The 26,535-nt window shown below is 71.6% G+C and carries 18 protein-coding genes; 17 read left to right on the top strand and 1 reads right to left on the bottom strand.

Annotated elements, in window-relative coordinates:
* The first annotated feature begins 38 nt into the window (after positions 1-38).
* The 12 genes from ABZ016_RS02710 to ABZ016_RS02655 all read left to right on the top strand — a co-directional run bounded on the left by ABZ016_RS02710 (position 39) and on the right by ABZ016_RS02655 (position 19,000).
* Positions 39-821: a TIGR03936 family radical SAM-associated protein gene (locus tag ABZ016_RS02710; protein ID WP_356914708.1), complete on the top strand. Its 783-nt coding sequence runs from the start codon at positions 39-41 to the stop codon at positions 819-821.
* Between the two features lie 259 nt (positions 822-1,080).
* Entirely contained in the window at positions 1,081-5,268 is a 4,188-nt protein-coding gene (locus ABZ016_RS02705; protein WP_356914707.1) for an Rne/Rng family ribonuclease, read from the top strand.
* 149 nt (positions 5,269-5,417) lie between these two features.
* Entirely contained in the window at positions 5,418-6,011 is a 594-nt protein-coding gene (gene rfbC, locus ABZ016_RS02700; RefSeq protein ID WP_356914706.1) for a dTDP-4-dehydrorhamnose 3,5-epimerase, read from the top strand.
* 206 nt (positions 6,012-6,217) lie between these two features.
* Positions 6,218-6,538: a 50S ribosomal protein L21 gene (gene rplU, locus ABZ016_RS02695; RefSeq protein WP_345659671.1), complete on the top strand. Its 321-nt coding sequence runs from the start codon at positions 6,218-6,220 to the stop codon at positions 6,536-6,538.
* Positions 6,539-6,552: 14 nt separating this feature from the next.
* Positions 6,553-6,807, top strand: coding sequence for a 50S ribosomal protein L27 (gene rpmA, locus ABZ016_RS02690; RefSeq protein WP_042172004.1), 255 nt, complete (start codon positions 6,553-6,555; stop codon positions 6,805-6,807).
* A 124-nt stretch (positions 6,808-6,931) separates the two neighbouring features.
* On the top strand, positions 6,932-8,368 hold the full coding sequence (gene obgE, locus ABZ016_RS02685; RefSeq protein ID WP_356914705.1) for a GTPase ObgE: 1,437 nt from the start codon (positions 6,932-6,934) through the stop codon (positions 8,366-8,368).
* A 132-nt stretch (positions 8,369-8,500) separates the two neighbouring features.
* A complete protein-coding gene (locus ABZ016_RS02680) occupies positions 8,501-10,000 on the top strand; it encodes a VCBS repeat-containing protein (RefSeq protein ID WP_356914704.1) in 1,500 nt (499 codons plus the stop codon).
* The gene (locus ABZ016_RS02675) at positions 9,997-11,481 is read left to right on the top strand and encodes an FG-GAP-like repeat-containing protein (RefSeq protein ID WP_356914703.1); all 1,485 of its coding nucleotides are present in this window, start codon (positions 9,997-9,999) and stop codon (positions 11,479-11,481) included. Before ABZ016_RS02680 ends, ABZ016_RS02675 begins: the two co-directional genes overlap by 4 nt.
* Positions 11,482-11,649: 168 nt before the next feature.
* Entirely contained in the window at positions 11,650-13,200 is a 1,551-nt protein-coding gene (locus ABZ016_RS02670) for an alkaline phosphatase D family protein (RefSeq protein ID WP_356914702.1), read from the top strand.
* 604 nt (positions 13,201-13,804) lie between these two features.
* Positions 13,805-15,301, top strand: coding sequence for a bifunctional cytidylyltransferase/SDR family oxidoreductase (locus ABZ016_RS02665; RefSeq protein WP_356914701.1), 1,497 nt, complete (start codon positions 13,805-13,807; stop codon positions 15,299-15,301).
* 202 nt (positions 15,302-15,503) lie between these two features.
* A complete protein-coding gene (locus ABZ016_RS02660) occupies positions 15,504-17,582 on the top strand; it encodes a hypothetical protein (protein ID WP_356915041.1) in 2,079 nt (692 codons plus the stop codon).
* A 209-nt stretch (positions 17,583-17,791) separates the two neighbouring features.
* Positions 17,792-19,000 (top strand): glycosyltransferase family 2 protein, encoded by a 1,209-nt coding sequence (locus ABZ016_RS02655; RefSeq protein ID WP_356914700.1) that lies wholly within the window; start codon positions 17,792-17,794, stop codon positions 18,998-19,000.
* Between the two features lie 55 nt (positions 19,001-19,055).
* Here ABZ016_RS02655 and ABZ016_RS02650 read toward each other — a convergent pair whose 3' ends face one another.
* Positions 19,056-21,155 (bottom strand): hypothetical protein, encoded by a 2,100-nt coding sequence (locus tag ABZ016_RS02650; protein WP_356915040.1) that lies wholly within the window; start codon positions 21,153-21,155, stop codon positions 19,056-19,058.
* Positions 21,156-21,472: 317 nt separating this feature from the next.
* Between ABZ016_RS02650 and proB the strand changes: the two genes are divergently transcribed.
* From proB to ABZ016_RS02625, 5 genes are all read left to right on the top strand, one after another.
* Positions 21,473-22,633: a glutamate 5-kinase gene (gene proB, locus ABZ016_RS02645; RefSeq protein ID WP_356915039.1), complete on the top strand. Its 1,161-nt coding sequence runs from the start codon at positions 21,473-21,475 to the stop codon at positions 22,631-22,633.
* Positions 22,634-22,772: 139 nt separating this feature from the next.
* Positions 22,773-23,240 (top strand): hypothetical protein, encoded by a 468-nt coding sequence (locus ABZ016_RS02640; protein ID WP_356914699.1) that lies wholly within the window; start codon positions 22,773-22,775, stop codon positions 23,238-23,240.
* Between the two features lie 94 nt (positions 23,241-23,334).
* Complete coding sequence (locus ABZ016_RS02635; protein ID WP_356914698.1) at positions 23,335-24,621, top strand: glutamate-5-semialdehyde dehydrogenase; 1,287 nt, start codon at positions 23,335-23,337, stop codon at positions 24,619-24,621.
* Between the two features lie 152 nt (positions 24,622-24,773).
* On the top strand, positions 24,774-25,373 hold the full coding sequence (locus ABZ016_RS02630) for a hypothetical protein (protein ID WP_356914697.1): 600 nt from the start codon (positions 24,774-24,776) through the stop codon (positions 25,371-25,373).
* 89 nt (positions 25,374-25,462) lie between these two features.
* Entirely contained in the window at positions 25,463-26,530 is a 1,068-nt protein-coding gene (locus ABZ016_RS02625) for a hypothetical protein (RefSeq protein WP_356914696.1), read from the top strand.
* Positions 26,531-26,535: the final 5 nt, after the last annotated feature.

Below are 26,535 nucleotides of genomic sequence, written 5' to 3'. Positions count from 1 at the left end.
GCAAGCGACAGCCCGAAGGCCCGCCGCCCGCACCCGCGGTGCAGCGCATCCGACTGCGCTACACCAAGCGCGGCCGCCTCCGGTTCACCAGCCACCGTGACTTCCAGCGCGCCTTCGAGCGTGCGTTGCGCCGTGCCGAGGTGCCGATGGCCTACTCGGCCGGCTTCACACCGCACCCGAAGGTGTCGTACGCCAATGCCGCACCCACCGGCACGGGCAGTGAGGCGGAGTACCTGGAGATCGCGCTCACCGCGCACCGCGACCCGGAGCAGCTCAGGGTCCTTCTCGACGAGTCGCTGCCCACCGGGCTCGACATCGTCGAGGCGGTCGAGGCCCGCACCTCGGGCCTCGCCGACCGGCTCACGGCTTCCGTGTGGGAGCTGCGGCTGGACGGCGTGCCGCAGGAGGAGGCCCGCCGCGCGGCGGACGTCTTCAACGCGGCCGAGACCGTCGAGGTCCAGCGCCTCGCCAAGAACGGGGTCCGTACCTTCGACGCCCGCTCCGCAGTCGTCAGCCTGGAGATCCCCGACCTCACAGAAACGCACGCTTCGCAGGCTGATAGGCCGACCGACCAGCCCTGTGCGATACTGCGGCTGGTTGTTCGGCACGTGACGCCTGCCGTACGACCCGACGACGTCCTGTCCGGTCTCCGCGCCGTGGCCGACCTGGCGCCGCCGGTCCCCGCAGCGGTGACCAGGCTGGCGCAGGGGCTGCTCGATGAAGAGACCGGCACGGTGACCGACCCGCTCGCGCCCGACCGCGAGGCAGCGGAGGCCCGCTCAACGGCCGAACCGCCTGCCGCCGCGACGGCGCCGGCGTAGGGAAGGTCCCGCGTAGGGACGGACGTCGTAGCGCCGCCCTCGGACTCGGGAGCCACCTGGGTCGGGCAGCGCACCGACCAGAAGACTTTCGCCAGGCCGTACGCATTCGGCATACGGAACCGGCGAGACAGGACACGGAGAGCTCCCGTGCGGCGCCCGCGCCCCGGACGGCGGCGACGCGCACAGCGCGAGCCGCGGACGTCACCGGCACCGCCGGACCAGGCGCGGCGCCCGGGAGCCTGACGGGAGAAAAGCCCGCATGCTCGAACCGACCGAACCCACAGAGTCCTCCTCCACGGGCTCCGAAGAGAACAACACCCCCAGCGACACCCTGCCGCCCCGTCGGCGGCGCCGTGCCGCGTCCCGCCCGGCGGGTCCGCCCGCCGGTAACGCCTCCGACGCCGTGGCGGAGACCGTCACGCCGGCCATACCGGCCGCGGATCCCGAGGACCTCGAGGAAGCCTCCGCCGAGGAGACCGCCGCGGAGGAAACAGCCACGGACGTGACCGCTGCGGCGGAGGAGACCTCCGCGGCTGCCGGGAGCGGTGAGTCCGGTGAGGACGCCGCCCCCGCCGGCCGTAAGCGCCGCCGCGCGGTTCGCCGTGCGTCCGCGCCCGTCGGGTCCCCGGAGGCCGCCGAGAGCGCCGAGACCGTGGTGCCGGTGACCGCCGCCGCCCCGATCGCCTCCGAGGCGTCGGAGCAGACCGAGGCCGCCGCGTCCCCCGCGTCCGCCGAGATGTCCGAGGACGCCGCTCCCCGGCGCACCCGGCGTCGTGCGACGCGCAGTGTGGCCACGCCTGCTGCGGCTCCGGCGGAGCCGAGCGAGACGGCGCCGGCGTCGACCGCCGCCGAGCCCGTCGCGGCCGGTGCCGCCGAAGGTGCCGAAGGTGCCGAGCCCGCGGAGCCTGCCGAGGAGGCCGCCCCGCGTCGGGCGCGACGTCGCGCCACGCGCCGGGTGTCCGCACCCACCGAAGCTTCCACCGAAGCGCCCGCTGCCGCGGACGCGGCGGAAGGGACCGCCGAGGAGAGCAAGGCTCCTGCGGCCGAGACCCCCGCCGCCGAGGCCGCTGCCGCTGAGGTCACCGCCTCCGAGGCCCCCGCGCCCGTAGCCGCTCCCGCCGACCAGGCCGGTGAGGCCGGTGAGGCCGACGAGGATGCCGCTCCGCGTCGCCGTCGCCGGGTCGTCCGCCGGGCCGCCAGTGGTTTTGCCGAGCCCGGCCAGAGTGCTAAGGCCACGAAGGCCACAAAGGCCGCGAAGACCGCGAAGGCCGCCGAGGCCTCGCAGGACGCCGCCGGTGAGGGCGACACGTCGACACGTCGCGCGCGGCCCGCCGTCGCCCTGTTCCAGGCGCCGGTGTTCACCGAGCCCCAGTTCCAGACCCCGGAGCGGGCCGCCGCCGCTGCCGCCGCCGAGGCGGCCGAGAGCGAGGAGCCCGAGGAGGCGGAGGAGTCCGCCTCGGCCGAGGGCGCGCGCGAGGAGCAGTCCGGCGGATCGCGTCGCCGGCGCCGTCGCCGGGGTGCCGCGGACGAGTCCGAGGCGGCCCAGACCGCCGAGCCCGCCGCCGCGGAGAGCACCGCCGACGAGGCGGAGGAGCCCGAGGACTCCGCCGAGGGCGATGACCAGGACGAGTCCGAGGGGCCCGGCTCGCGCCGCCGCCGTCGCCGGGGCGGTCGCCGCCGTCGCCGTGGTGACTCCGCCGAGTCCGACACCGAGGCCGGCGAGGCCACGGACGCCGACTCCGACCAGGCCGCGCAGGACGCCGAGGACACCGCCGAGCAGACCGAGGAGGACCGGGAGGACGCCGAGGAGGCCGCCGACCGTGACGAGTCGGGCGGCGGCTCCAGCAGCAGCCGCCGGCGCCGTCGCCGCCGTCGCCGTGCCGGTGACACCGCGGGCGACGCCGAGACCTCCGAGGACGACCCGGAGCGCACGGTCGTCAAGGTCCGCGAGCCCCGGCCCCCGCGGGAAAAGGGTGCCGAACCGTCCGACGAGGTGCAGTCCATCAAGGGCTCGACCCGTCTGGAGGCCAAGAAGCAGCGCCGCCGCGAAGGCCGCGAGCAGGGCCGCCGGCGCGTGCCGATCATCACCGAGGCCGAGTTCCTGGCCCGGCGCGAGGCCGTCGAGCGCGTGATGGTCGTCCGCCAGCACGGCGACCGCACGCAGATCGGCGTCCTCGAGGACGACGTGCTCGTGGAGCACTACGTCAACAAGGAGCAGGCGACCTCGTACGTCGGCAACGTCTACCTCGGCAAGGTGCAGAACGTGCTGCCGTCGATGGAGGCCGCCTTCATCGACATCGGCAAGGGCCGCAACGCCGTCCTGTACGCCGGTGAGGTCAACTTCGAGGCCCTCGGCATGGCCCACGGGCCGCGCCGCATCGAGTCCGCCCTGAAGTCCGGCCAGTCCGTGCTCGTCCAGGTGACGAAGGACCCGATCGGTCACAAGGGCGCCCGCCTGACCAGCCAGGTCTCCCTCCCGGGCCGCTACCTCGTGTACGTGCCCGAGGGCTCCATGACCGGCATCAGCCGCAAGCTGCCCGACACCGAGCGGTCGCGGCTGAAGACCATCCTCAAGAAGATCGTCCCCGAGGACGCGGGCGTCATCGTGCGCACCGCCGCCGAGGGCGCGAGCGAGGACGAGCTGCGCCGGGACGTCGAGCGACTGCAGCAGCAGTGGGAGGACATCCAGAAGAAGGCGAAGAGCGGCAACGCTCCGACGCTGCTGTACGGCGAGCCGGACATGACCGTCCGGGTCGTGCGGGACATCTTCAACGAGGACTTCTCCAAGGTCGTCGTCAGCGGCGACGAGGCCTGGTCGACCATCCACGGGTACGTCTCGCACGTCGCCCCCGACCTGGCCGAGCGGCTGACGAAGTGGACCTCCGAGGTCGACGTCTTCGCCACGTACCGGATCGACGAGCAGCTCGCCAAGGCCCTCGACCGCAAGGTGTGGCTGCCCAGCGGCGGTTCGCTGGTGATCGACCGGACCGAGGCGATGGTCGTCGTCGACGTCAACACCGGCAAGTTCACCGGCCAGGGCGGCAACCTCGAGGAGACCGTCACCAGGAACAACCTGGAGGCTGCCGAGGAGATCGTCCGTCAGCTGCGGCTGCGCGACCTCGGCGGCATCATCGTCATCGACTTCATCGACATGGTGCTGGAGTCCAACCGGGACCTGGTGCTGCGGCGTCTGCTCGAGTGCCTGGGCCGTGACCGTACGAAGCACCAGGTGGCCGAGGTGACCTCGCTGGGGCTCGTGCAGATGACCCGCAAGCGGGTGGGCCAGGGCCTGCTGGAGTCCTTCTCCGAGACCTGCGTCCACTGCAACGGGCGCGGTGTCATCGTGCACATGGAACAGCCGACCTCCGCCGGAGGCGGCGGCAAGCGCAAGAAGCGTGCCCGTGCCGGTGCCGCCGAGCAGCCGCATGTGCACGAGGCCGCCGTCGACACGGCCGAGACCGCCGAGCAGGAGGCGGAGACCGAGGCGGAGGTCGTCGCCGAGGCCGCCGAGCCGGTCGCGCTGCCCGAGCCGGCCTTCCAGCCCGACGAGGAGCTGTACAGCAGCGCCGCCGAGGCGGAGGCCGCGGCCACCCGTGGCCGGTCGCGACGCCGGGCGAGCCGGCGGGCGTCGGCTCCGGCGGGTGCGCCGCGTGGCGGTGACGCCGCCGGGACGGCCGAGCAGAAGCCCGAACCGGTCAGGTCCGGCCGGAAGAACGAGGCCGGGCAGGCCGGGGCGGAGGCGCCGACGGCTCAGGACGTGACGGCCGAGCAGGAGGCCGCCCGTCCGGTGCGGCCCGAGCCGGCCGCCGAGGCGCAGGCCGAGCCGATGGCCGTCGAGGACCCGGTGGTCGAGGCTTCGGCCCCGGCCGCGGAAGAGGCCGCGCCGAAGGGCCGCACCCGGCGGCGGGCCACCCGCAAGGTGTCCGCTCCGGCCGGTTCGCCGGCGGGGGCCGAGGCGACCGTGGTGACGGTCTCGGAGTCGGCGTCGGAGCCCACGTCCGAAGAGCCGACGCCGGAGGAAGCACCGGCCGAGCAGGCACCCACGGCCGAGGCATCCGCGGCCGAGGCGCCCGCCGAGAGCGCCGCGCCGGCCCGCCCGCGTCGTCGTGCCGTGCGCAAGTCCACCGCGCCCACGGCGTCCGAGGAGGCGGCCGTCGTGGTCGTGTCCGCGACCGCCGACGAGGCCCCGGCCGCTGCCGAGGCGGGCGAGGGGTCCGAGGAGCCGGCCCCGGCCAAGAAGGCCGCCCGCAAGACGGCCAAGAAGGCCACGGCGAAGAAGGCCGCCACCAAGAAGACGGCGGCCAAGAAGACCACGACGGCCAAGAAGACGGCTGCGAAGAAGACCGCCACGAAGAAGACGACCGCGAAGAAGGCGGCGTCGAAGAAGACCGCGGCGGCCGAGCAGCAGTCCGTCCCGTCCGTGTCGAGCCCGGCGGACGAGGCCTGACGCCCCGCGCCGAACAAGGAAAGTGCTCCGCCCCCGGTCCGACGACCGGGGGCGGAGCACTCTCTTCCCCCGTCCGGCCACCGGCAACGGGCGGTGTCCCTAGACTGATCAAATGCATGAACGACAGGTGACGAGCTGAGGACACTGTGATGCGGCCCCTTTCCATCTCCGGCGCCTGGGTGCACGAGCCGAAGGTCTTCCCCGACAGCCGGGGGAGCTTCCACGAGTGGTTCAAGGCACCGCTCTTCACGGAGGCGGTCGGCCACCCGCTGAAGCTGGCCCAGGCCAACATGTCCGTCTCCGCCCGGGGCACCCTGCGCGGTATCCACTTCGCGGACGTGCCGCCCAGCCAGGCCAAGTACGTCAAGTGCGTACGCGGCGCGGTGCTCGACGTGGTCGTGGACATCCGGACCGGCTCGCCCACCTACGGCCAGTGGGAGCTCGTCCGTCTCGACGACCGGGACCACCACGCGCTGTACCTCTCCGAGGGGCTCGGCCACGGCTTCATGGCGCTGACCGACGACGCCACCGTGGTCTACCTCTGCTCCGAGGGCTACGCCCCCGAGCGGGAGCACGGCGTCCAGCCGCTCGATCCGGCCCTCGGCATCGACTGGCCCGCGGACATCACCCCGCTGCTGTCCGACAAGGACGAGCAGGCGCCCACCCTGGCCGAGGCCCGGGAGCAGGGGCTGCTGCCCTCGTACGAGGCGTGCGTGGCCTACCGGGACAGCCTCGGTTCCTGAACTCCGAGGGGACTTCGGGAGGCCCGGTTTGACCCTCTCGGCCGTAGCCCCGTAACCTTGACCGTCGGCGTGTCGTCAGGCGCGCCACATCCCCGTAAACCTCATCCTTCCGGACACGGGCCGTGACCGGGAGAGGTCGCTCGCGTGCTGTCGCGGGTGACTGGACTGCGGGGGTGCCGTTTCCCGAGCGAGAGAGTGAGTTCCGCGTGTACGCCATCGTGCGCAGCGGTGGTCGCCAGCACAAGGTTGCTGTCGGCGACATCGTTGAGGTTGACAAGATTTCCACTGCCAAGGTTGGCGACACGGTCGAGCTCTCGACCCTGCTCGTTGTCGACGGCGAGGCCGTGACCAGCGACCCGTGGGTGCTGGCCGGCATCAAGGTCCAGGCCGAGGTCGTGGACCACCACAAGGGGCAGAAGATCGACATTCTGCGCTACAAGAACAAGACCGGTTACCGTCGTCGGCAGGGCCACCGCCAGCAGTACACGGCGATCAAGGTCACCGAGATCCCCACGGCTGCGAAGTAAGGGACTGAGGAGAAATGGCACACAAGAAGGGCGCATCGTCCACCCGGAACGGTCGCGACTCCAATGCCCAGCGGCTCGGCGTGAAGCGCTTCGGCGGTCAGGTCGTCAACGCGGGTGAGATCCTGGTCCGCCAGCGCGGCACCCACTTCCACCCGGGCGCCGGCGTCGGCCGTGGTGGCGACGACACGCTGTTCGCCCTCGCGGCCGGTTCGGTGCAGTTCGGCACCCACCGTGGCCGCAAGGTCGTGAACATCGTTCCGGTCGCCTGACCGGAAACTTTCGCGAGGCGGACCTCACTTCCCTCACGGGAAGCGGGTCCGCCTTTCGCGTGTTGGGTCTGAGCACGACCCGTACGCAAGAAGAAGAACCCGTACGTAACTGGAGGCACACACCATGACCACCTTCGTGGACCGCGTCGAACTGCATGTCGCCGCGGGTAACGGAGGTCACGGCTGTGCCTCCGTCCACCGCGAGAAGTTCAAGCCGCTGGGCGGACCGGACGGCGGCAACGGCGGTCGCGGCGGGGACGTGATCCTCACCGTCGACCAGTCGATCACCACGCTCCTCGACTACCACCACTCCCCGCACCGCAAGGCCACCAACGGCAAGCCCGGTGAGGGCGGCAACCGCTTCGGCAAGGACGGCCAGGACCTGGTCCTGCCGGTGCCGGACGGCACGGTGGTGCTCGACAAGGCGGGCAACGTCCTCGCCGACCTGGTCGGTCACGGCACGTCCTTCGTCGCCGCGCAGGGCGGCCGGGGCGGGCTCGGCAACGCCGCGCTGGCGTCCGCGCGGCGCAAGGCGCCCGGCTTCGCGCTGCTCGGCGAGCCCGGAGACCTGCGGGACGTCGTCCTGGAGCTGAAGACGGTCGCCGACGTGGCGCTCGTCGGCTACCCGAGCGCCGGCAAGTCCTCGCTGATCTCGGTGCTGAGCGCCGCCAAGCCGAAGATCGCCGACTACCCCTTCACCACACTCGTGCCGAACCTCGGCGTGGTCACGGCCGGTTCGACGGTCTACACCATCGCCGACGTGCCCGGCCTGATCCCGGGAGCCAGCCAGGGCAAGGGCCTCGGCCTGGAGTTCCTGCGGCACGTGGAGCGGTGCAGTGTGCTCGTGCACGTCCTGGACACCGCCACGCTGGAGTCCGACCGCGACCCCGTCTCCGACCTCGACATCATCGAGGAGGAGCTGCGGCAGTACGGCGGTCTGGACAACCGGCCGCGGATCGTCGTCATGAACAAGATCGACGTACCGGACGGCAAGGACCTGGCCGAGATGGTGCGGCCCGACCTGGAGGCGCGCGGATACCGCGTGTTCGAGGTGTCGGCCGTGGCGCACATGGGGCTGAAGGAACTGTCGTACGCGCTCGGCGAGCTCGTCGCGAAGGCGCGGGCGGCGAAGCCGAAGGAAGAGGCCACCCGGATCGTGATCCGGCCCAAGGCCGTGGACGACACCGGCTTCACCGTGAAGCGCGAGGCCGACGGGCTGTTCCGGGTGCGCGGGGAGAAGCCCGAGCGCTGGGTGCGGCAGACCGACTTCAACAACGACGAGGCGGTCGGCTACCTCGCGGACCGGCTCAACCGGCTCGGTGTCGAGGACGAACTGGTGAAGGCGGGTGCCCGGGGCGGCGACGGCGTCGCCATCGGCCCCGAGGACAACGCCGTCGTCTTCGACTGGGAGCCGTCCCTGACGGCAGGGGCGGAGATGCTCGGCCGACGGGGCGAGGACCACCGGTTCGAAGGGGAGCGTCCGGCCGCGCAGCGCCGTAGGGACCGGCAGGCCGAGCGGGACGAGGCGCAGCAGGAGTTCGACGACTTCGAGCCGTTCTGAGTTAACAAAGAGCAAATTCGCGACTGATTCTGGTGCAACCAAGTCGTTCTCCGGTGAGTCGTACAGGGCAGTGCGGATAAGGATCTTGTTCCTTGCCGCATGGCAACTGTCCGACAGATTCACGGAGTTGACGTGGCCCAGCCCATCAGCAAGCGCAGGATCGGCCGAGGACTCGCGGTCGCGGCGGCGATTGCCGTCGCGACGGCCGTCACCGGCCCGGCGGCGGCTCACGCCGTCGACGCCGCCGACGCCCCCTCCGCCGCGGCGAGACTCCACGACGACTTCAACGGCGACGGCTACCAGGACCTGGCCGTCGCCGCCCCTCGCGGCAAGGTCGACGGGCAGGCCCGGGCCGGATACGTCGCCGTCGTCTACGGCTCGGCCAAGGGCCTCGACCTGACGCACAAGCAGGTCATCAGCCAGAACACCCCGGGCATACCCGGTGCCGCGGAGGCCGACGACGACTACGGCGACGGTATCGCCGCCGGTGACCTGGACGGCGACGGCTACGCCGACCTGGTCGTGGGCGCCCCGGGCGAGGACGTCGGGGAGGTCACCTCCGCCGGCACGCTCGCCGTGCTGTGGGGCGGGAAGCAGGGTCTGTCCGGCGGGACGGCCGTGGCCACCGGCACCGAGGAGGACCGGGTCCGCTCCGAGACCCCGGCGCTCGGCGACTTCGACGGTGACGCCAACCTGGACCTCGCCACCGGCAACCGCCTGCTGTCCGGGCCGTTCGACCGCACGACCGGCGCCGCGAAGAGCCGGACCCTCGCCTTCGAGGCTGCCGAGTACTTCACGGACGACGTGGCATCCGGGGACGTCGACCACGACGGCATCACCGACCTGGTCGCGCTCATCCACGACTACAGCGACGACGACATGCACGACCCCGACTACAAGCACCGCCGCGCGGTCTACCTGCGCGGCACGCCGGACGGCCTGAGCGCCCCCGTCCCGCTGAACAACCCCGACGGCACGCGCATGCGCGGCGGCGAGAGCCTCGGCATCGGAGACGTGAACAAGGACGGGTTCGGCGACCTCGTCATCGGCCGGCCGCTCGACGGCTCCGGCGAGGTCCCGGTCGAACCGCAGTTGAAGGGCGGTCAGATCGGCGTCGTGTACGGCTCGGCCGACGGCCCCGACACCTCCCGTACGACGATCGTCACCCAGGACACCCCGTACGTGCCCGGCGGTTCGGAGTGGAGCGACGGCTTCGGCCGGGGCATCTCGGTCGCCGACGTCAACAACGACGGCTACGCGGACGTCTCCACCGGCAGCCCGGGCGAGAGCATCGGCGAGGTGTACGCGGCCGGCCAGATCACCGTCCTGAAGGGCGGCAAGTCCGGCCTGTCCGGGGACGGTTCCTACAGCATGAACCAGAACACCAAGAACGTCCCGGGCGAGGCGGAGCCGAACGACTTCTTCGGCGCCGACACCAAGCTGCTCGACGTCAACGGTGACGGCCGGGCCGAGCTGTTCGCCGGTGCGACGGGCGAGAACCGGGACGGGGGAGTCTGGGCGTTCCCCAACCCCGTCAACGCGCCCACCGCCACCGGCTCGGTCAGCTTCGGTGCGGGCACCCTCGGTACCGTGGCGGACGGCTCCGCCCTCGGCGTGGGCTTCGCCCGATGACGGCCCGGTCCCACCGCGGACGTCTGGTTCTCGCCACGGGCGTCGCCCTCCTGGCGGGCGCTCTGGTCGTCCCGGCCGCGCCGGTGAGCGCCGCGCCCGCCGCCACGGAGCGTCCGCGCGACGACTTCAACGGCGACGGCTACGCCGATCTCGCCGTGGCCGCCCCGACCGCGACCGTCGGCGGCAAGAAGGGCGCCGGCTACGTCGCCGTCGTCTACGGCTCGAAGAACGGGCTGAACGTCACGACGCGACAGGTCCTCAGCCAGAGCACGGCCGGTGTGCCCGGCAGCCCCGAGACGGACGACGCGTTCGGCAGCGCGCTCACCACCGCCGACCTCGACCGCGACGGGTACGCGGACCTGGTCGTCGGCGTGGGCGGTGAGGACACGGCCGACGGTGGTGCCGAGTCCGGCATGGCCGAGGTCCTGTGGGGCGGCCCCGAGGGGCTGGCCGGTGGTCCCGTCCTCGCCACCGGAAAGGCCCACGACGGGCTGGGCGGCCAGGGGCGCCTGACCGCCGGGGACGTGAACGGCGACGGAGCCGCGGATCTGGTGACCGTGCAGAACCAGCACGATCTGCGCGTGCTGAACGGCCCGTTCACCCGGGACGGCGGCACGGCCCAGGGGGAGCAGGTCGTCAAGGACGAGTTCGACAGCCGCGTCCTCGACCTCGCCACCGGTGACGTCGACGGCGACGGCGTCACGGACGTCGCCGCCACCGAGAACGACGGCGACGAGTACGACGCCCGGCGGGTCGTGTACTGGCCCGGCTCCCGGCAGGGACTCACGCCGTACACCACCGTGAAGGGCGGCAACGGCTACCGGCTCCAGGGCGGCGAGAACCTCGACATCGGGGACGTCGACCAGGACGGTGTCGACGACATCGTGGTCGGCCGGGCCGTCGACGGGTACGACAGTGACCTCGACACCCCGCTCGCCAAGGGCGGCCGGGTCACCTGGATCCCCGGCACCCCGGACGGTCCGGACGGCACCGAGGCCGTGTTTCTCAACCAGGACAGCCCCGGTGTGCCCGGGAGCGCCGAGCCGGGCGACGGCTTCGGGACGGACGTCCGGATCGCCGACGTCGACGGCGACGGGCACCCGGACGTGGCGACCGGCCTGCCCGGCGAGGACCTGGGGACGGTGAACGGCGCCGGCGCGGTCGTCGTCCTGCGCGGCACCGCGCGGGGCCTCACCGGCACCGGCGCGCAGGTCGTCACGCAGGACACGCCCAACGTGCCGGGCGCCGCCGAGAAGGGCGACACCTTCGGCCGGGCCGTGCACCTCGCCGACGCGAACCACGACGGCCTGGCCGACCTGGCCGCCGGCGCGCCGGGGGAGAACGGCGACGCCGGGTCCGTCTGGTACTTCCGGTCCGGCCCGTCCACCGTGGTCAGCCCCAACGGCACCACCGCCTTCGGCAACACGCTCCTCGGCACTTCCGCCACGGGGGCCCGGCTCGGCACCGGTTTCGCCGGCTGATCACCTGTCAGACTCGCCCCAGCAACGGCTTGTTCCGATGCTGGCGGCGAGTCGTTTTTTGTCTGCTTAGTTGTCATGTACGTGAACCCCGGCGTTCAGCGGGCGGACCGCCCGCGAACGTGAAGCTTCCCAGAGTCCAAGTGGCCAGCGAGGTAAGGGAGTCACCTGATGACCGGAGCAGTTTCCCCCGACCGACGCAGCTTCCTGACCGCCGGCGCCGCCGTGCTCGGTGCCGCGGCCTCCGCCCAGCTGTGGCTTCCCGCCGCCGCGCACGCTGCCGAGACGCCCCTGCCCGACGGTGTGTTCAGCCTCGGCGTCTCCTCCGGCGACCCGCTGCCGGACGGCATCGTGCTGTGGACCAGGCTCGCCCCGGACCCGCTGAACGGCGGCGGCATGCCCGACCGGGTGGTGCCGGTGGAGTGGCAGCTCGCGGAGGACCACCGGTTCAGAAAGCTCGTCCGCCGCGGCACCGCCCAGGCCCGGCCCAAGTACGGGCACAGCGTTCACGTGGACGTACGCGGGCTGCGCCCGGACCGCGTCTACTGGTACCGCTTCCGCACCAGCGGCCAGCTCTCGCCCGTCGGCCGCACCCGTACCGCGCCCCACCCTTCCAGCTCCGGTGGCTCCCTGCGCATGGCCCTCGCCTCCTGCCAGAACTGGCAGCACGGCTATTTCACGCCATACGCAGACATGCTGAAGCAGGACCCGGACGTCGTGGTGTTCGTCGGCGACTACATCTACGAGTCCACCCCGTCGGCGACGGCCGTCCGCCGGCACGAGGGGACCGGCGAGCCGTTCAGCCTCGCCCAGTACCGCAACCGGTACGCCCAGTACCGCACCGACCCCGACCTCGCGGCGATGCACGCGCACGCGCCCTTCGTGGTGACCTTCGACGACCACGAGGTCGACAACGACTTCGCCGGTGAGATCCCGCAGGACCCGGACAAGCAGCCGCACGACGCGTTCGTGGCCCGGCTGACCGCGGCCTACCAGGCCTTCTACGAGCACATGCCGGTCCGTGCGACCGCCGTCCCGGACGGCCCGCACATCCGGATGTACCGCCGGCTGGAGTTCGGCCGCCTCGCCCGGCTCAACGTCCTGGACACCCGGCAGTACCGCAGCGACCAGGCCACCAGTCAGGCCGGCGCCCAGGACCCCTCGCTGACCATGCTGGGCGCGCAGCAGAAACGGTGGCTGCTGAACTCGCTCAAGGACTCGCCCGCCCGCTGGAACCTGATCGCCTCGCAGATCATGATGGCCGAGACGGATCTCCAGGTCGGCGAGGGCAAGCTCTGGTTCTACGACGCCTGGGACGGCTACCAGGCCGAGCGCAACAGCTTCCTCCAGGAGTTCAAGCAGGTCCGCAACCCGGTCGTGCTCTCCGGCGACCGGCACCTGACGATGATCAGCGACCTCAAGGAGGACTACGCCGACCCGGACTCCGGCGTCGTCGGCGCCGAGTTCGTCGGCACCTCCATCTCCAGCAACGGCGACCAGGACCAGGAGGCCTTCCGCAAGGAGTGGGACCCGCGGCGCCCGGACAACCCGCACTGGAAGCTGCTCGACGCGCACCGCGGCTACCACCTGTTCGACGTCCGCCGCGACGGCATCGACGCGCAGGTGCGCGTGGTCGACACGGTGCGGCAGCCCACCGCGACGCCGAGCACGCTGGCCCGGCTCCGGGTCGAGGCGGGCCGGCCGGGCGTCGAGGTCGTCTGACCCGGTCCGTGAGCCGTGTGAGCCCGGAACTCCTCGGAGTTCCGGGCTCTTCGTCGTTCGTGACGAGCATGCCGTGTGAGAAGTCCGACCCGGACTTGTGGCGTATTGCTCTTGCCGAGACCGAAATGCTGCGGAATCTTGACCGGGAATTCCGCGGCAATGAGCTCCCGGATGAGCCGTATTCGCGACGTGTCCGCAACGGCGCGGTCATGCCTGTGGAGAACGCGTGCGGCCCGCAGGCCGGGGCGTGGAGACCGGCACACCGGCGTGCCGGGCTCGTGTCGCGGAGCCGCGACCCGCCCGCCGTGGTGCGGACCGCACCGGCAAAGCGCGTACCGTGCACCAGACATCGTCCAAGGAACTCGTGAAGGTCATCGGTTTCCGGCCGCCCGGGCGGCTCCGGCGCCGCTGAGCTCCTGTGGAGTTACTCACAGCAATTCCCGGGGCGCCCGCGTCGGCGGCGGAACCGTCTCGCCAATCACCAGCGTCGCCAGGTGAATGAGAGGTTGCGCGCACATATGCGATGGAGGGCGCTCACCTTGCACTGCGGTAACCCGAAGTGGGACCATTTCCGAGTTCCCTGTCGCCCCAAGGTAGGTCACCTGTGTCCCAGCACATAGCCAAGCCCCGTACCACCGCAGTGATCCTGGCCGGTGGCACCGGTCAGCGGGTGGGTCTGTCGATCCCCAAGCAGCTGCTGAAGATCGCCGGCAAGGCAGTCATCGAGCACACGCTGACCACCTTCGAGAACGCGGACTCGATCGACGACATCATCGTGCTGATGGCGCCGGGCTACGTGCCCGACGTCGAGAAGATCGTCGCGAAGGCCGGATTCCAGAAGGTCTCGAGGGTCATCGAGGGCGGCTCCACGCGGAACGAGACCACCGAGCGCGCCATCGCCGCGCTGGGCGAGGGCCTGGCCGAGGGCGAGGACGCCAACGTCCTCTTCCACGACGCCGTGCGCCCCCTGCTGTCGCAGCGCGTCATCGACGACTGCGTCGTGGCGCTGGAGCGCTACCAGGCCGTCGACGTGGCCATCCCCTCCGCCGACACCATCATCGTCACGCGCACGCACGGCGAGGACGGCGAGTTCATCACCGAGATCCCGGACCGCTCCCGGCTGCGCCGCGGCCAGACCCCGCAGGCCTTCAAGCTGTCCACGATCAAGCGGGCCTACGAGGTCGCCGCCGGCGACCCCAACTTCCAGGCCACCGACGACTGCTCCGTCGTGCTCAAGTACCTGCCGGACGTGCCGATCCACGTCGTCGCGGGTGACGAGTACAACATGAAGGTCACCCAGCCCGTCGACGTCTTCATCGCCGACAAGCTCTTCCAGCTCGCCTCCACGGCCGCGCCCGAGCAGAACGGCGAGGAGGCCTACCGCGAGCTCCTCACCGGCAAGACCATGGTCGTCTTCGGCGGCTCCTACGGCATCGGCAAGGACATCGGCGAGCTCGCCGAGTCCTACGGCGCCACGGTCTACGCCCTGGGCCGCTCCACCACCGGCACCCACGTGGAGAACCCGGAGGAGGTCGACGACGCCCTGTCCAAGGCGTACGCCGAGACCGGCCGCATCGACTACGTGGTCAACACCGCCGGCGTGCTGCGCATAGGCAAGCTCGCCGAGACCGACAACGCCACCATCGAGGAAGCGCTGAAGGTCAACTACCTCGCCCCGGTGCAGATCGCCCGTTCCTCGTACAAGTACCTGTCCGAGACCAAGGGCCAGCTGCTGCTGTACACCTCCAGCAGCTACACCCGCGGCCGTGCCGAGTACAGCCTGTACTCCTCGACCAAGGCCGCCATGGTGAACCTCACCCAGGCGCTGTCCGACGAGTGGGCCGGTGACGGCGTCCGCGTCAACTGCATCAACCCCGAGCGCACCGCCACCCCCATGCGCACCAAGGCCTTCGGCCAGGAGCCGGCCGGCTCGCTGCTGTCCTCCGAGGCCGTGGCCCGCACCTCGCTCGACGTGCTGCTCTCCGAGCTGACCGGCCACGTCATCGACGTCCGCCAGCAGGACCCGACCGCCGGCGCGGCCCGGGCCTCCGGCTTCGAGCAGGCACTGGCGACGGTGCTGGACCGGCAGGACGGCGTGTAATAATTGGCGCCAAATAGACTTCAGTAATTCAGGCCTCTGCGCCCTCCTGTTCACAGGTTTCGTGAACAAGAGTGTTCGCAGGGGCCTGAATCCATACCACAAGCGAATATTCACAGACCAGCCGCATTCTCGAACCAAGACCGGCACACCCCTCCCAAGAGCAGGTTTCTCCGTGATATCCACCGCTATTCGCGTCGCCCGGGTGGGCAGCGCGGCCCAGCTGGCCGCGGCGGCCCTCATGATGCTGGGCTTCCCCTGCCTCATGCTGGCCGCGCTCGTCCCGAGCGTCCCCGCCTTCGCGGCAGCGGCCGCCGTGACGTACCTGGCGGACCACTATCTGCACCGCAAGGGCAGCTATCTGATCAACCGCCTCAGCAAGGTGCGGGCCGGCCTGTCGATCCGCTTCCTGATCCGGCAGCTGCTGCTCGTCCTGCTGCTGGCCCGGCTGTCCCTCGCGGACAACCTGATCTACTACGGGGCGATCGCCTGCTTCATCGCCTTCTACGGTCTGCAGGCGCCGCACGGTGCGCTGGTCCAGCTGATCCGCAACCGCCGCCGGATGCCGGTCGCCACCCGCAACGTCGACCTCAAGTCCCGCATCCGCATCCCGGACGCCCCGCCCCGCAGGCTGCTGCACCGCTCCGCCGAGAAGATGCTGCACCTCGACCTCGCGGCGGTCGCCGGCATCCTGCTCGCCGCCCAGGTGAAGTCGTCCCTGATCGGCTTCATCGGCATCGGCATCACGGTGGCCGTCGCCACCCTGTACGTCCTGGCGCTCGTGCCGTACGTGCGCGGCCGGAGGATCCCGCCGAACGCCGAGAAGGTCCTGGCGGCCGTCGACGACTGGCTGGCGGAGTACCAGCCGGAGACGGTGCTGTACTTCTCCGGCTCCAAGGACTCCGCGTACCAGGTCAACATGTGGCTGGACACCATGGAGAACCTGGACTCCAAGCCGCTGATCATCCTGCGAGAGCGGGCCATCCTGAACAACCTGGCGCCCACCACGGTTCCCGTCATCTGCGTGCCCGGAGGGGTGCACCTGATGAACCTGGACCTGTCCACGGTGCGCGTCGCGCTCTACGCGGCGAACGTCGGCAAGAACATCCACATGCTGCGCGTGCCCACGATCAAGCACGTCTTCATCGGCCACGGCGACAGCGACAAGCTCGCCAGCGTCAACCCGTACAGCAAGGTCTACGACGAGGTGTGGACCGCCGGCCGCGCGGGCCGCGACCGTTACGCCATCGCCGACGTCGGTGTCCGTGACGAGGACATCGTCGAGGTCGGCCGCCCGCAGCTCGCCCCGATCCAGACCTGGCAGGGCGTGCCCGACGGGCGGATCCCGACCGTCCTGTACGCCCCCACCTGGGAGGGCTGGGACGGCAACCCGGGCAACACCTCGGTGGTGCTGGCCGGCGAGAACATCGTGCAGCAGCTCGTACAGGCCGACCCGCCGGTCCGCGTCCTGTACAAGCCGCACCCGTTCACCGGCAACGTCAGCAAGGAGGCCAAGGCCGCCCACCAGCGCATCACCGCCCTGGTGCAGAAGGCCGCCGCCGCGCGCGCCATCGACACGCGGTTCACCCCCGACACGGCCGCCCAGGCGCAGGCCAAGACCGAGCTGGCCCGGATCGAGGCCCGGCTCGCGCAGCTGTCCGGCTCCGGCGGCGACCGGCGCGACGAGGCCGAGGCCACCCGTGACGGGCTGGTCGACGTCGCCCGGCACGAGGAGGTCGCCCGGCTGCGCGCCGAGTGGAACGACGCCTACTGGCGCTCCTTCCCCGCCTGGGAGCACCGCGTCATCACCGGCGCCCAGCCGCGCCTGTACGACTGCTTCAACGTCTCCGACGCGATGGTCTCCGACATCTCCAGCGTGGTCTCCGACTTCATCGCGAGCGGCAAGCCCTACGCGGTCACCGACTCCGCGGGGGTGGGTGTCGAGGAGTTCAAGCGGAACAACACGGCGGTGCGTGCCGCGGTGATCCTGTCCAACAGCGCCGACGAGCTGGGCGAGTTGCTGGGCGCGGTCCGCGACCCGGCCGCCGACCCGCTGGCCGAGGACCGCAAGGAGCTCAAGCAGTACCTGCTGGGCCCGGACGAGCCGACCTCGCTCGACCAGTTCAACACCGCCGTCGCGAACCTCGCGCTCAAGGCCGAGACACGCAACGTCGGTCAGGAGTCACGGGTGGCGGCGGCCACCGCCGATTCCCAGCTGGCCAACGCCGTGCCCGTGCAGCGGGTTTCGGCGGCCGGTGACGCGGACGGTGTCGGAACGGGCTGACCACCCAGCCGGATTGAGGGGCCCGGCCCCCGAGGAGCGTATTCCTCGGGGGCCGGGCCTTTTCGTTTTCCCCGGTTTCTGTTGATTCACGATGTGATGTGACTCACTAACACGTGTGACTGAGGCAACCGCTTGCCCCGGTAACTCGTCTTCCAAGTAGCGAATGAGGCGATACGGGGGGAATATCCCATTGACTAGGGGGAAACGACGTGACCGTTGCGCAACCTGATGTGAGCGTGATCATCGGGGCGTACGAAGCGATGCCGTACCTGATCGAATGCCTCCAGTCCGTCGAGGCACAGACCATCGATCCGGAGCGCGTCGAGGTCATCGCGGTGGACGACGGATCGACGGACGGGACGGGCGAGTACCTGGAGGAGTTCGCCGGGCGCGCCCCCATGCGCGTCCTGGTGATCCGTCAGGAGAACTCGGGCGGCCCGAGCGGCCCGCGCAACGTCGGCCTGGCCAAGGCCACCGGGCGTTACGTCTTCTTCCTCGACGCCGACGACCGACTGGGCCCCGAGGCACTGGAACGCATGGTCGGCATGGCCGACCGGGCCGGCACGGACGTCGTCCTCGGCAAGGTGGAGGGCGTCAACCGCTCCGCGCCGAAGTCCATGTGGGGCAAGACGCTGGAGCGCACGGACGTCTTCTCGTCCAACATCAAGTTCACGCTCAGCGCGCAGAAGCTGTTCCGCCGCGAACTGCTCGACCGGCACGGCATGCGGTTCGACGAGTCGCTGTTCACCGGTGAGGACGCGCTGTTCACGATGGAGGCGTACCTGCGGGCCGACGGTGTCTCGGTGGTCGCCGACCACACCTGCTACTACCTGGTCGGCCGCGACGACGGCAAGCACGTGACCAAGAGCGGCAGTTACACCCTGCGCTTCGACTCCGCGCGGGCCCTGATGAACCTCATCGCCGAACTCGTCCCCGCGGGCGGCCGGCGTGACCAGTTGATGGTCCGGCCCTTCCTCGTCACCCTGCTGCCGCAGTTCGGGCCCAAGTACCTCACGGACAGCGAGGAGATACGCCGGCACAAGTTCGAGCTGGCCAAGCCTCTGATGGACACCTACTGGACGGAGGGCGTCGCCCAGCGCCTCAAGGTCCACGAGCGGCTGCGGCTGCACCTGGTCGCCGAGCAGCGCCCTGAACTCCTTCTGGAGGTCGTGAAGTTCGTCAAGGCCAAGAAGCAGGCTGCGGCCCTCCTGGAGAAGAAGGGCCGCCGGGTCTACCTGGCCTACCCGCACTTCCGCGACCGCGCCGCGGGTGTCCCCGACGCGGTCTACCTCGCCGAGCCCCGCGAGGCTCGTGCCTTCCCGGGCTACCGCGAGGGCGGCGTCGACACCCTCGTACGCCGGGCGGTACGCAAGGCGCGCCGGGTGCTGACGTCCCGTGAGGTGCGTACGGCGGCGTGAAGCCGGGCGGGCCCGCGGTCGTTCCGCGGCGGGTCGGTCAGCGTGGTGCGGTCGGTCAGTGTGGTGCGGTCGGGGTCACCGGCCGTGCCGCGGCGTTGCCCGTCGTCTGGGTGCGCTGGCCGGGCACTCCCGACAGCGGCTGCTCCGCCGCCAGCCGCACCTCGACCCTGGCCCGATGGTCCCGGGCCGCCGCGCACAGCGCCCGTACGGCCTCGTTGAAGCGCTCCTGCGACGGCGGATCGGCCGGACCCAGCAGGCGCAGCTTCAGCTCGGCGCGCGCTTCGGCCAGTGTGTCCCTCTGCGGGTGCCGGACCGTCTCCAGCAGAGCGGGCACCCCGGCCGCGTCCGGCGTCAGCACGGTCGCCGCCGCCACCGTCGGGAACGCCGTACGGAAGGCCTCCTCGGGCAGGCCGCTGGTGTTCGCCACCGCGTAGGGCTTCTCGCTCGCCAGGAACTCGCTGATCACGCTCGACACATCACTGATCAGCAGGTCGGCCGCGTTGAAGCAGGAGTACAGCGTGGGCCGGGCGTCCGTGACGACCTGGTGCTCGCCCTCCGGCAGTGAGGCCCAGTACGCCTCCTCCCACGCGGCCGTCGCCCGCCGCACCGCCTCGGCCCGGCCCGGATCCGGCGCCGACTGCACCAGCATCCGCTCCACCGTGTCGGCCCCGGCCCGGAAGACGGCCGTGGTGAGCCGGTCCAGCTCCCGGGTGCACCGCGCGAGTTCCGCGTCGTCGGGGACGCGCGCTCCCGCCCGTTCCCGGTTGGCCGCCCGGATCAGCTCCCGGATGCGCAGATCGGCCGCGCCCGCGCGCGGGTCCACCGACCCCGTCAGCGGATGCGGCTTGTACAGCAGCCGCACGCCCGGGTCCGCCAGCAGCGCCCGCACCAGGTTCTCGCCGGCCGCGATCACCGATGTGTTGCCGGGGTTGCCGTCCCAGCCCTCCCAGGTCGGCGCGTAGAGGACCGTCGTGACGCGTCCGTCCGCGGCTGAGCCGCCGGACCCGGACGGGCCGCCGGAGACCGGCCGCACGGCGTCCAGCTGCGGGCGGCCCGTCTCCACCACGTCCTTGTCCTCTACGCCCACCTCGGCCAGCGCGTACCGCTCCCGCGCGGCGGGCCCGGCCACCCACACCTGGTCGTACGCCTTCGCGTACGGGTTGCACGAGGACAGCTTGTCGCTCTCGCCGTGGTTCACGAAGGTGTGCTTGATCGTGGGGATGCGCAGCACCTGCGACGTCTTGCCGGAGTTCGACGGGTGGATGAGGACCTGGAGCGTGGAGTGCTCCAGACGCATCAGCGTCGACACCTTCGGCAGGCACACGATCGGGATGTCCGTCGCCGCGACCTTCTGCACCATGAACCGCTCGCGCAGCACGATGACCGGCCGGCCGTCGGTCCGGGCGAGCGGCTCCAGCCACATGTTCAGCTGGTAGGCCGAGGAGGCGCCGCCCGAGAAGTACAGGCCGACCGTCGGCCGGTACGCGGCCAGCCACGCGTCGAACCAGTCGAGCACCTCCTGCTCACCGGCCGGACGGCGTCCCGGCAGCAGCCGGAACAGCAGCGCGCCGAGGCCGGTCAGCGACAGGGCGAGGGAGAACGCGATGCCCGCGGCCGCGTACCGGGGCTCGTCGGCCGCGGCGGCGGCCAGCAGCCCGGCCGTCGCCGGCAGCCCGAAGGCCAGCAGCCGGTGGCCGGGGCGGCGCAGCAGCACGGACGGGGCCGGGGACAGCCGCAGCGCCGAGGCGTCGATGTTCCGGGTCACCACCGGCAGGGTGCGGGTACGGCGCACCAGCACGGAGACCGCCTGGATCGCGCAGTGCACCGCGTAGAAGGCGAGCAGCCCGGCCACCAGCGGGGCGTACACCGTCTCCCGGTCCTGCTCGCCGAGCCGCAGCAGGCCCACGACCAGCAGCAGGTCCCGCAGGACGTGCCGCACGGTGATGTCCGCGTGCGACTTGGCGAACAGCGACAGCACCCCGCGCTGCCACCGGTGCAGGGCACCCTCGGTGGCCAGGGAGACGACGGTCGCGGCGAGCAGCAGCGGTACGTGGGGCAGCAGCGCCGCGACCGCCTGAGCGGCGAACGCGGCGGCCAGGACGGCGGTGACCAGCCCTTTCAGCAGGGCCGGTGGACGGGGGAGAGGTACGGGCACTGCGGTCACTCCAGGAGCGTCGGGTCGGCGCAGGTCGGCCGTCCGGGTTAACGCCCGGCGACCTCCGGACGACACGCGCGTGTCGCCGGAGCGTAGGGGTGACTACCGTCCCGCTGTGTCGTCGGACCGTAGCGGAAGATCGCGTTCCTGTCGTGGGGTGGGACGGAACCAGCGCCGCCGCTCTCCCGTGACGCGGACGGCACCGTCCGTAGCGTGGACCGGCGCCGCGCCCCGACCGGCCGTCCCGTAGATTTCCTGGTGAGCGACCGAATCGACGCGAGGGGACGGACGGCGACGTGGCAGGGGCAAGACAGGCCGTGGGCGAGGCCCGCAGGATCGTCGTCAAGGTCGGGTCCTCCTCGCTGACCACCGCCTCGGGCGGCCTGGACGCGGACCGCGTGGACGCGCTGGTCGACGTGCTCGCCAAGGTCCGAAACCAGGGGGCGGCCCGTAGGGCCTCGGTTGAGGGTGGTGGCGGGAGACGGGCGGGCGGAGGGGAGCGGGAGATCGTCCTGGTCTCCTCGGGCGCCATCGCCGCGGGCCTCGCCCCCCTCGGTCTGCGCCGCCGCCCCAGGGACCTGGCCCGGCAGCAGGCCGCCGCCAGCGTCGGCCAGGGCCTGCTGGTCGCCCGCTACACCGCCTCCTTCGCCCGCTACGGCGTCCGCGTCGGCCAGGTGCTGCTGACGTCCGACGACATGAGCCGCCGCGCCCACCACCGCAACGCCTCCCGCACCCTCGACAAACTGCTCGCGATGGGCGCCTTCCCGATCGTCAACGAGAACGACACCGTCGCCACGGACGAGATCCGCTTCGGCGACAACGACCGCCTGGCCGCCCTCGTCGCCCACCTCGTCCACGCCGACCTGCTGGTGCTGCTGTCCGACGTGGACGGCGTCTACGACGGCGACCCCGGCAAACCCGGTACCTCGCGTATCGCCGAGGTGCGCGACCCCTCGGACCTCGCCGACGTCGAGATCGGCAGCGCGGGCAAGGCGGGCGTCGGCACCGGCGGCATGGTCACCAAGGTCGAGGCCGCCCGGATCGCGGCCGCCGCCGGTGTCCCCGTCGTCCTCACCAGCGCCGTCCACGCGGCCGACGCCCTGACCGGCCAGGACACCGGCACCTACTTCCACCCCACCGGCAAGCGCTCCGCCGACCGGCTGCTCTGGCTTCAGCACGCCTCCACCCCGCAGGGCGCCCTCACCCTGGACGACGGTGCCGTGGAGGCCGTCGTGGAGCGCCGCAAGTCGCTGCTGCCGGCCGGCATCGCGGCCGTCGAGGGCGAGTTCAACGCCGGCGACCCGGTCGAGCTGCGGGACGGCACGGGACACGCGGTGGCCCGCGGGCTCGTCAGCTTCGACGCCAAGGAGATCCCGCGGCTGATCGGCCGCTCGACCCGCGAACTGGCCCGCGAACTCGGGCCCGCGTACGAACGCGAGGTCGTACACAGGGACGACCTGGTGGTTCTGCACCCTTAATGTGTCGAAACATCCGCCCCCGGTGGTGGACGTTCCGCAAAACCGCCACGCGATCTCTTGTGGCCTGCTCAACTTTGTAGCGGGGACGCGTTCCCCCGGAAACATTCGGCAGCAGCGCCACTGTGCAAAGGAGGCCGTCGTGAGACGAGTACGCCAAGGGGCCGCGCTGTCCCGTGGCGGTGCCGGCTCCCGCGCGGCCGGTGAGGAGCGTGCCCTGACGAGCGTGGCGGCCGGGGACCGGTTCCAGGGAGAGGAGCCCGGTGACACCCCGCGCCTGTGGCACGTCACCCTCAGCGTCTCCGGCAAGGAGGCCCCGCTCAAGGAGGTCCGGCGCGCCCTGGAGCAGCTCGCCCACGACCACCCCTTCTTCCTGACCAGCCGGTACGCCGTCGACCACGCGGAGATCCGGTACTGGGAGGAGGCCCGCGACCTGCACGACGCGGCCGCCGTCGCCCTGCGCCTGTGGGGCGAGCACCGGCAGACCGCCGGCCTGCCGCCCTGGGAGATCGTCGGCCTGGAGGTCATCGACCGCGTGACCTACCACCAGCGCGTCGCCGAGGGGTACGGCCCGCCCCCGGCCTCCCCGGTCGGGGTCCATCCGTTCTGACCTGCTCCCGCCCCTTCCAAAGGGTGTCTCGGGGTGCGTCTCGGGGTGTGGAACGAACGATGAACCGACCGGCTCGGCGCATTACGCTTCCCTCATGACCACGCTCTCGCCGTACGACTCCATGACCCCGGTCACCCAGGCCGCCTACCGGGCCAAAGCCGCCGCCGCGAGCCTCGCACCGGTGCCGCGGGCCGAGAAGGACGACGCGCTGCTCGCCATCGCCGACGCGCTGGAGGTCCGGACGAGCGAGATCGTGGAGGCCAACGCCGAGGACGTCGCGAAGGCCCGCGAGGCCGGCATCAGCGAGGGCATGATCGACCGGCTCACGCTCACCCCCGAGCGGGTCCGGGCCATCGCCTCCGACGTGCGCGACGTCGCCGCGCTGCCCGACCCGGTCGGCGAGGTCGTGCGCGGCTCCACGCTGCCCAACGGCATCGACCTGCGCCAGGTCCGCGTGCCGCTCGGCGTCGTCGGGATCATCTACGAGGGCCGGCCGAACGTCACCGTCGACGCCGCCGCCCTCTGCCTGAAGTCCGGCAACGCGGTCCTGCTCCGCGGCTCCTCCTCCGCCTATCGGTCGAACACCGCCCTGGTGCGCGTCCTGCGCGACGCCGTGGGCGGGGCGGGCCTGCCCGCCGACGCCGTCCAGCTCGTGCCCGGCGAGAGCCGCGACAGCGTGCGCGAGCTGATGCGCGCCCGCGGCCTGGTCGACGTGCTCATCCCGCGCGGCGGCGCCTCCCTGATCAACACGGTCGTCCAGGAGTCCACCGTCCCGGTCATCGAGACCGGCACCGGCAACTGCCATGTCTACGTCGACGCCGCCGCCGACCTCGACATGGCCGTCGAGATCCTGATCAACTCCAAGGCCCAGCGCGTCGGCGTCTGCAACGCGGCCGAGACCCTCCTGGTCCACCAGGACATCGCCGCCGAGTTCCTGCCCCGTGCCCTGGACGCCCTCGCCGAGGCCGGGGTCACCGTGCACGCCGACGAGCGCGTGCTGGGCTACGCCAAGGACTCCAAGGCCACCGTCGTCGAGGCGACGGCCGAGGACTGGGAGACCGAGTACCTGTCGTACGACATCGCCGCGGCCGTGGTGGACTCGCTGGAGAAGGCCGTCGAGCACATCCGGCTGTGGACCTCCGGCCACACCGAGGCGATCGTCACGACCTCCCAGCAGGCCGCCCGCCGCTTCACCCAGCTGGTCGACTCCACCACCGTCGCGGTCAACACCTCCACGCGCTTCACCGACGGCGGCCAGTTCGGCTTCGGCGCCGAGATCGGCATCTCCACGCAGAAGCTGCACGCCCGCGGCCCGATGGGCCTGCCTGAGCTGACCAGCACGAAGTACATCGTGACCGGGGACGGGCACGTACGGCGCTGACACCCGTTCGGCCTAAGGGAACATACGAGGCGACGCATATGTGTGCGGGCGCGTTCGGGCCCGGCAGGCGTGCGACCGGCCGGGCGTGCGCCCGCGGAACCTCGTGAACGCCGTCTCAACCGGCGGATGAATTTCCATACCGTCTGCCCAAATTGACCCCCCAGGTCTACTCTGGATCCGTGCCGGAGGACGTGGGGGGCACGCCGTTTCCGGACGGCCGGGAGCCCGACGACGACCACGACCGCGGGGTGTCGGACGAAGAGTTCGCCTCCGTGGTCTTCGACGAGGCCTTCGTACGCGCGGCCGTGGTGCACGAGCCGACCGCCGTGGAGCGCCTCCTGGCCGCGGCACAGGCGAGAGCCGAGGCCTCCGAGGCGGAGGCACGCCGCACCCACTCCAGAGGCGAGCGGTACGACGACGGGTACGGCACCGACTCCCCCGGCGATTTCGGCCGTGATCCCGACCTGGACGACTTCGACGACCCCGGCATCCTCGAGGACCACTACGGCACGGGCCCGTACGCCAAACAGGTCCGCTGGCACCGCCCCGTCGCCTGGGTGCTCGCCCTCGTGATGGGCGTCGGCATGGTCGCGCTGGCCTTCACGGCCGTCTACCGGGGTGCGAACTCCGGTCGTCAGGAACCCGCCCCACCGCCCGCCTCGACCGGGCTGGAGCAGGGCAGCGGACTGACCCCCTCGGCCTCCGCCGACCACTCCCAGCCTGCCATCCCGGTGATCCCGCGCAACCCCTGACCGGAACCCGACCGTATGGGTGAGCCCCTGTCAGAACTTGTGGTGGAGCAGGGCGTTTACCCGACCTTCGGGAGACCTACCCTGAAGATATGGGCGGGCCTGCAGACCCACCTGAGGGACCCGAGGGCGCTCCCGGAGGTGGAGAGGACGAGTACCGATCCGTCGTTTTCGACGAGTCGTTCGTCCGTGCTGCCCGGCTCCAGGAGTTCTCCGCACAGGAACGCATGGCCGACCACGCCCCCGCCGTGCGCCGCCGCCCGCCCCTGCGCCGGGGCCTGTCCCGGCAGGCGCTGGTCCTGGTCCTGCTGATCGCCGTCGCCTTCGGCACCGCGATCTACATGGGCGTACGGCACCCGTACCAGACCCCCACCGCCCGGGAGTCCGTCGAACCCCTGCGGATGACCGTCATCCCGCTCGTCCCCGAGGGCAAGGTCCCCGGCACGGCCGACGCGTCCTACCTGTACGAGCACAGCCCGGCCGCACAGTTCAAGTCCGGTGCGGAAGGCGTACCGCTGCCCGCCTCGCGCCGCACCGCGCACTTCTCGGACAGCCAGGTCGTGGCCGCCCTGAGCACCGCCAAGGACTACATCGTCCGGTCCGCCCTCGACCCCGACGTGCTCACCGGCCGTGAGGTGCGCGCCGTCCGGGTCCTGCTCGACCCCGGCCAACTGGACCAGTTCGACCAGAGCTTCGCCCGCCCCACCGCGGACGGCCGGCACGCGCCCACCGGCTGGCTCGTCCGCTTCGACCCCTCCCGCGCCGAGCTGGCCGACCGCCGGGTGCGGGTCCAGGGCACGCTGCAGGCCGCCGAGACCGACTCGTCCACGCTCGAGGTCACCGCGGACCACACGTTCGTGTACGCGCTGCGACCGGCCGGGGCCGACGACAAGACCGAGGCGTCCCTGTTCACGGTCCGGCGCGAGCTGCAGTTCCGCTTCGACCGCGACGACCTGCGTCTGCACCAGGCCCAGCTCGTCGTCTCCTACGTCCAGGCCGGGCCCCTCTCCTGCGCCGAGGACTCCACGCACCACCTGCGCCCCCTGCTCGCCGGCCAGACGGCCAAGGAAGGCGGCCCCGCCGGCACCGACCCCTACGCCACGGGCAGCGCCACGGCCCTGTGCGGCTCGCTGGCGACCAGCGCACAGCCGAAGGTGTGAGGCGG

The organism is Streptomyces sp. NPDC006372, from assembly GCF_040612515.1.
Lineage (GTDB): Bacteria > Actinomycetota > Actinomycetes > Streptomycetales > Streptomycetaceae > Streptomyces.
Note: the sequence above shows the minus strand (reverse complement) of the source record. Positions and strands in the feature narration are given on the sequence as shown.

Coding starts and splice junctions, on each gene's coding strand:
- ABZ016_RS02705 (WP_356914707.1), top strand. CDS start 1,081: ATGCTCGAACCGACCGAACCCACAGAGTCCTCCTCCACGGGCTCCGAA.
- rfbC (WP_356914706.1), top strand. CDS start 5,418: ATGCGGCCCCTTTCCATCTCCGGCGCCTGGGTGCACGAGCCGAAGGTC.
- rpmA (WP_042172004.1), top strand. CDS start 6,553: ATGGCACACAAGAAGGGCGCATCGTCCACCCGGAACGGTCGCGACTCC.
- obgE (WP_356914705.1), top strand. CDS start 6,932: ATGACCACCTTCGTGGACCGCGTCGAACTGCATGTCGCCGCGGGTAAC.
- ABZ016_RS02675 (WP_356914703.1), top strand. CDS start 9,997: ATGACGGCCCGGTCCCACCGCGGACGTCTGGTTCTCGCCACGGGCGTC.
- ABZ016_RS02670 (WP_356914702.1), top strand. CDS start 11,650: ATGACCGGAGCAGTTTCCCCCGACCGACGCAGCTTCCTGACCGCCGGC.
- ABZ016_RS02635 (WP_356914698.1), top strand. CDS start 23,335: ATGACCACGCTCTCGCCGTACGACTCCATGACCCCGGTCACCCAGGCC.
- ABZ016_RS02625 (WP_356914696.1), top strand. CDS start 25,463: ATGGGCGGGCCTGCAGACCCACCTGAGGGACCCGAGGGCGCTCCCGGA.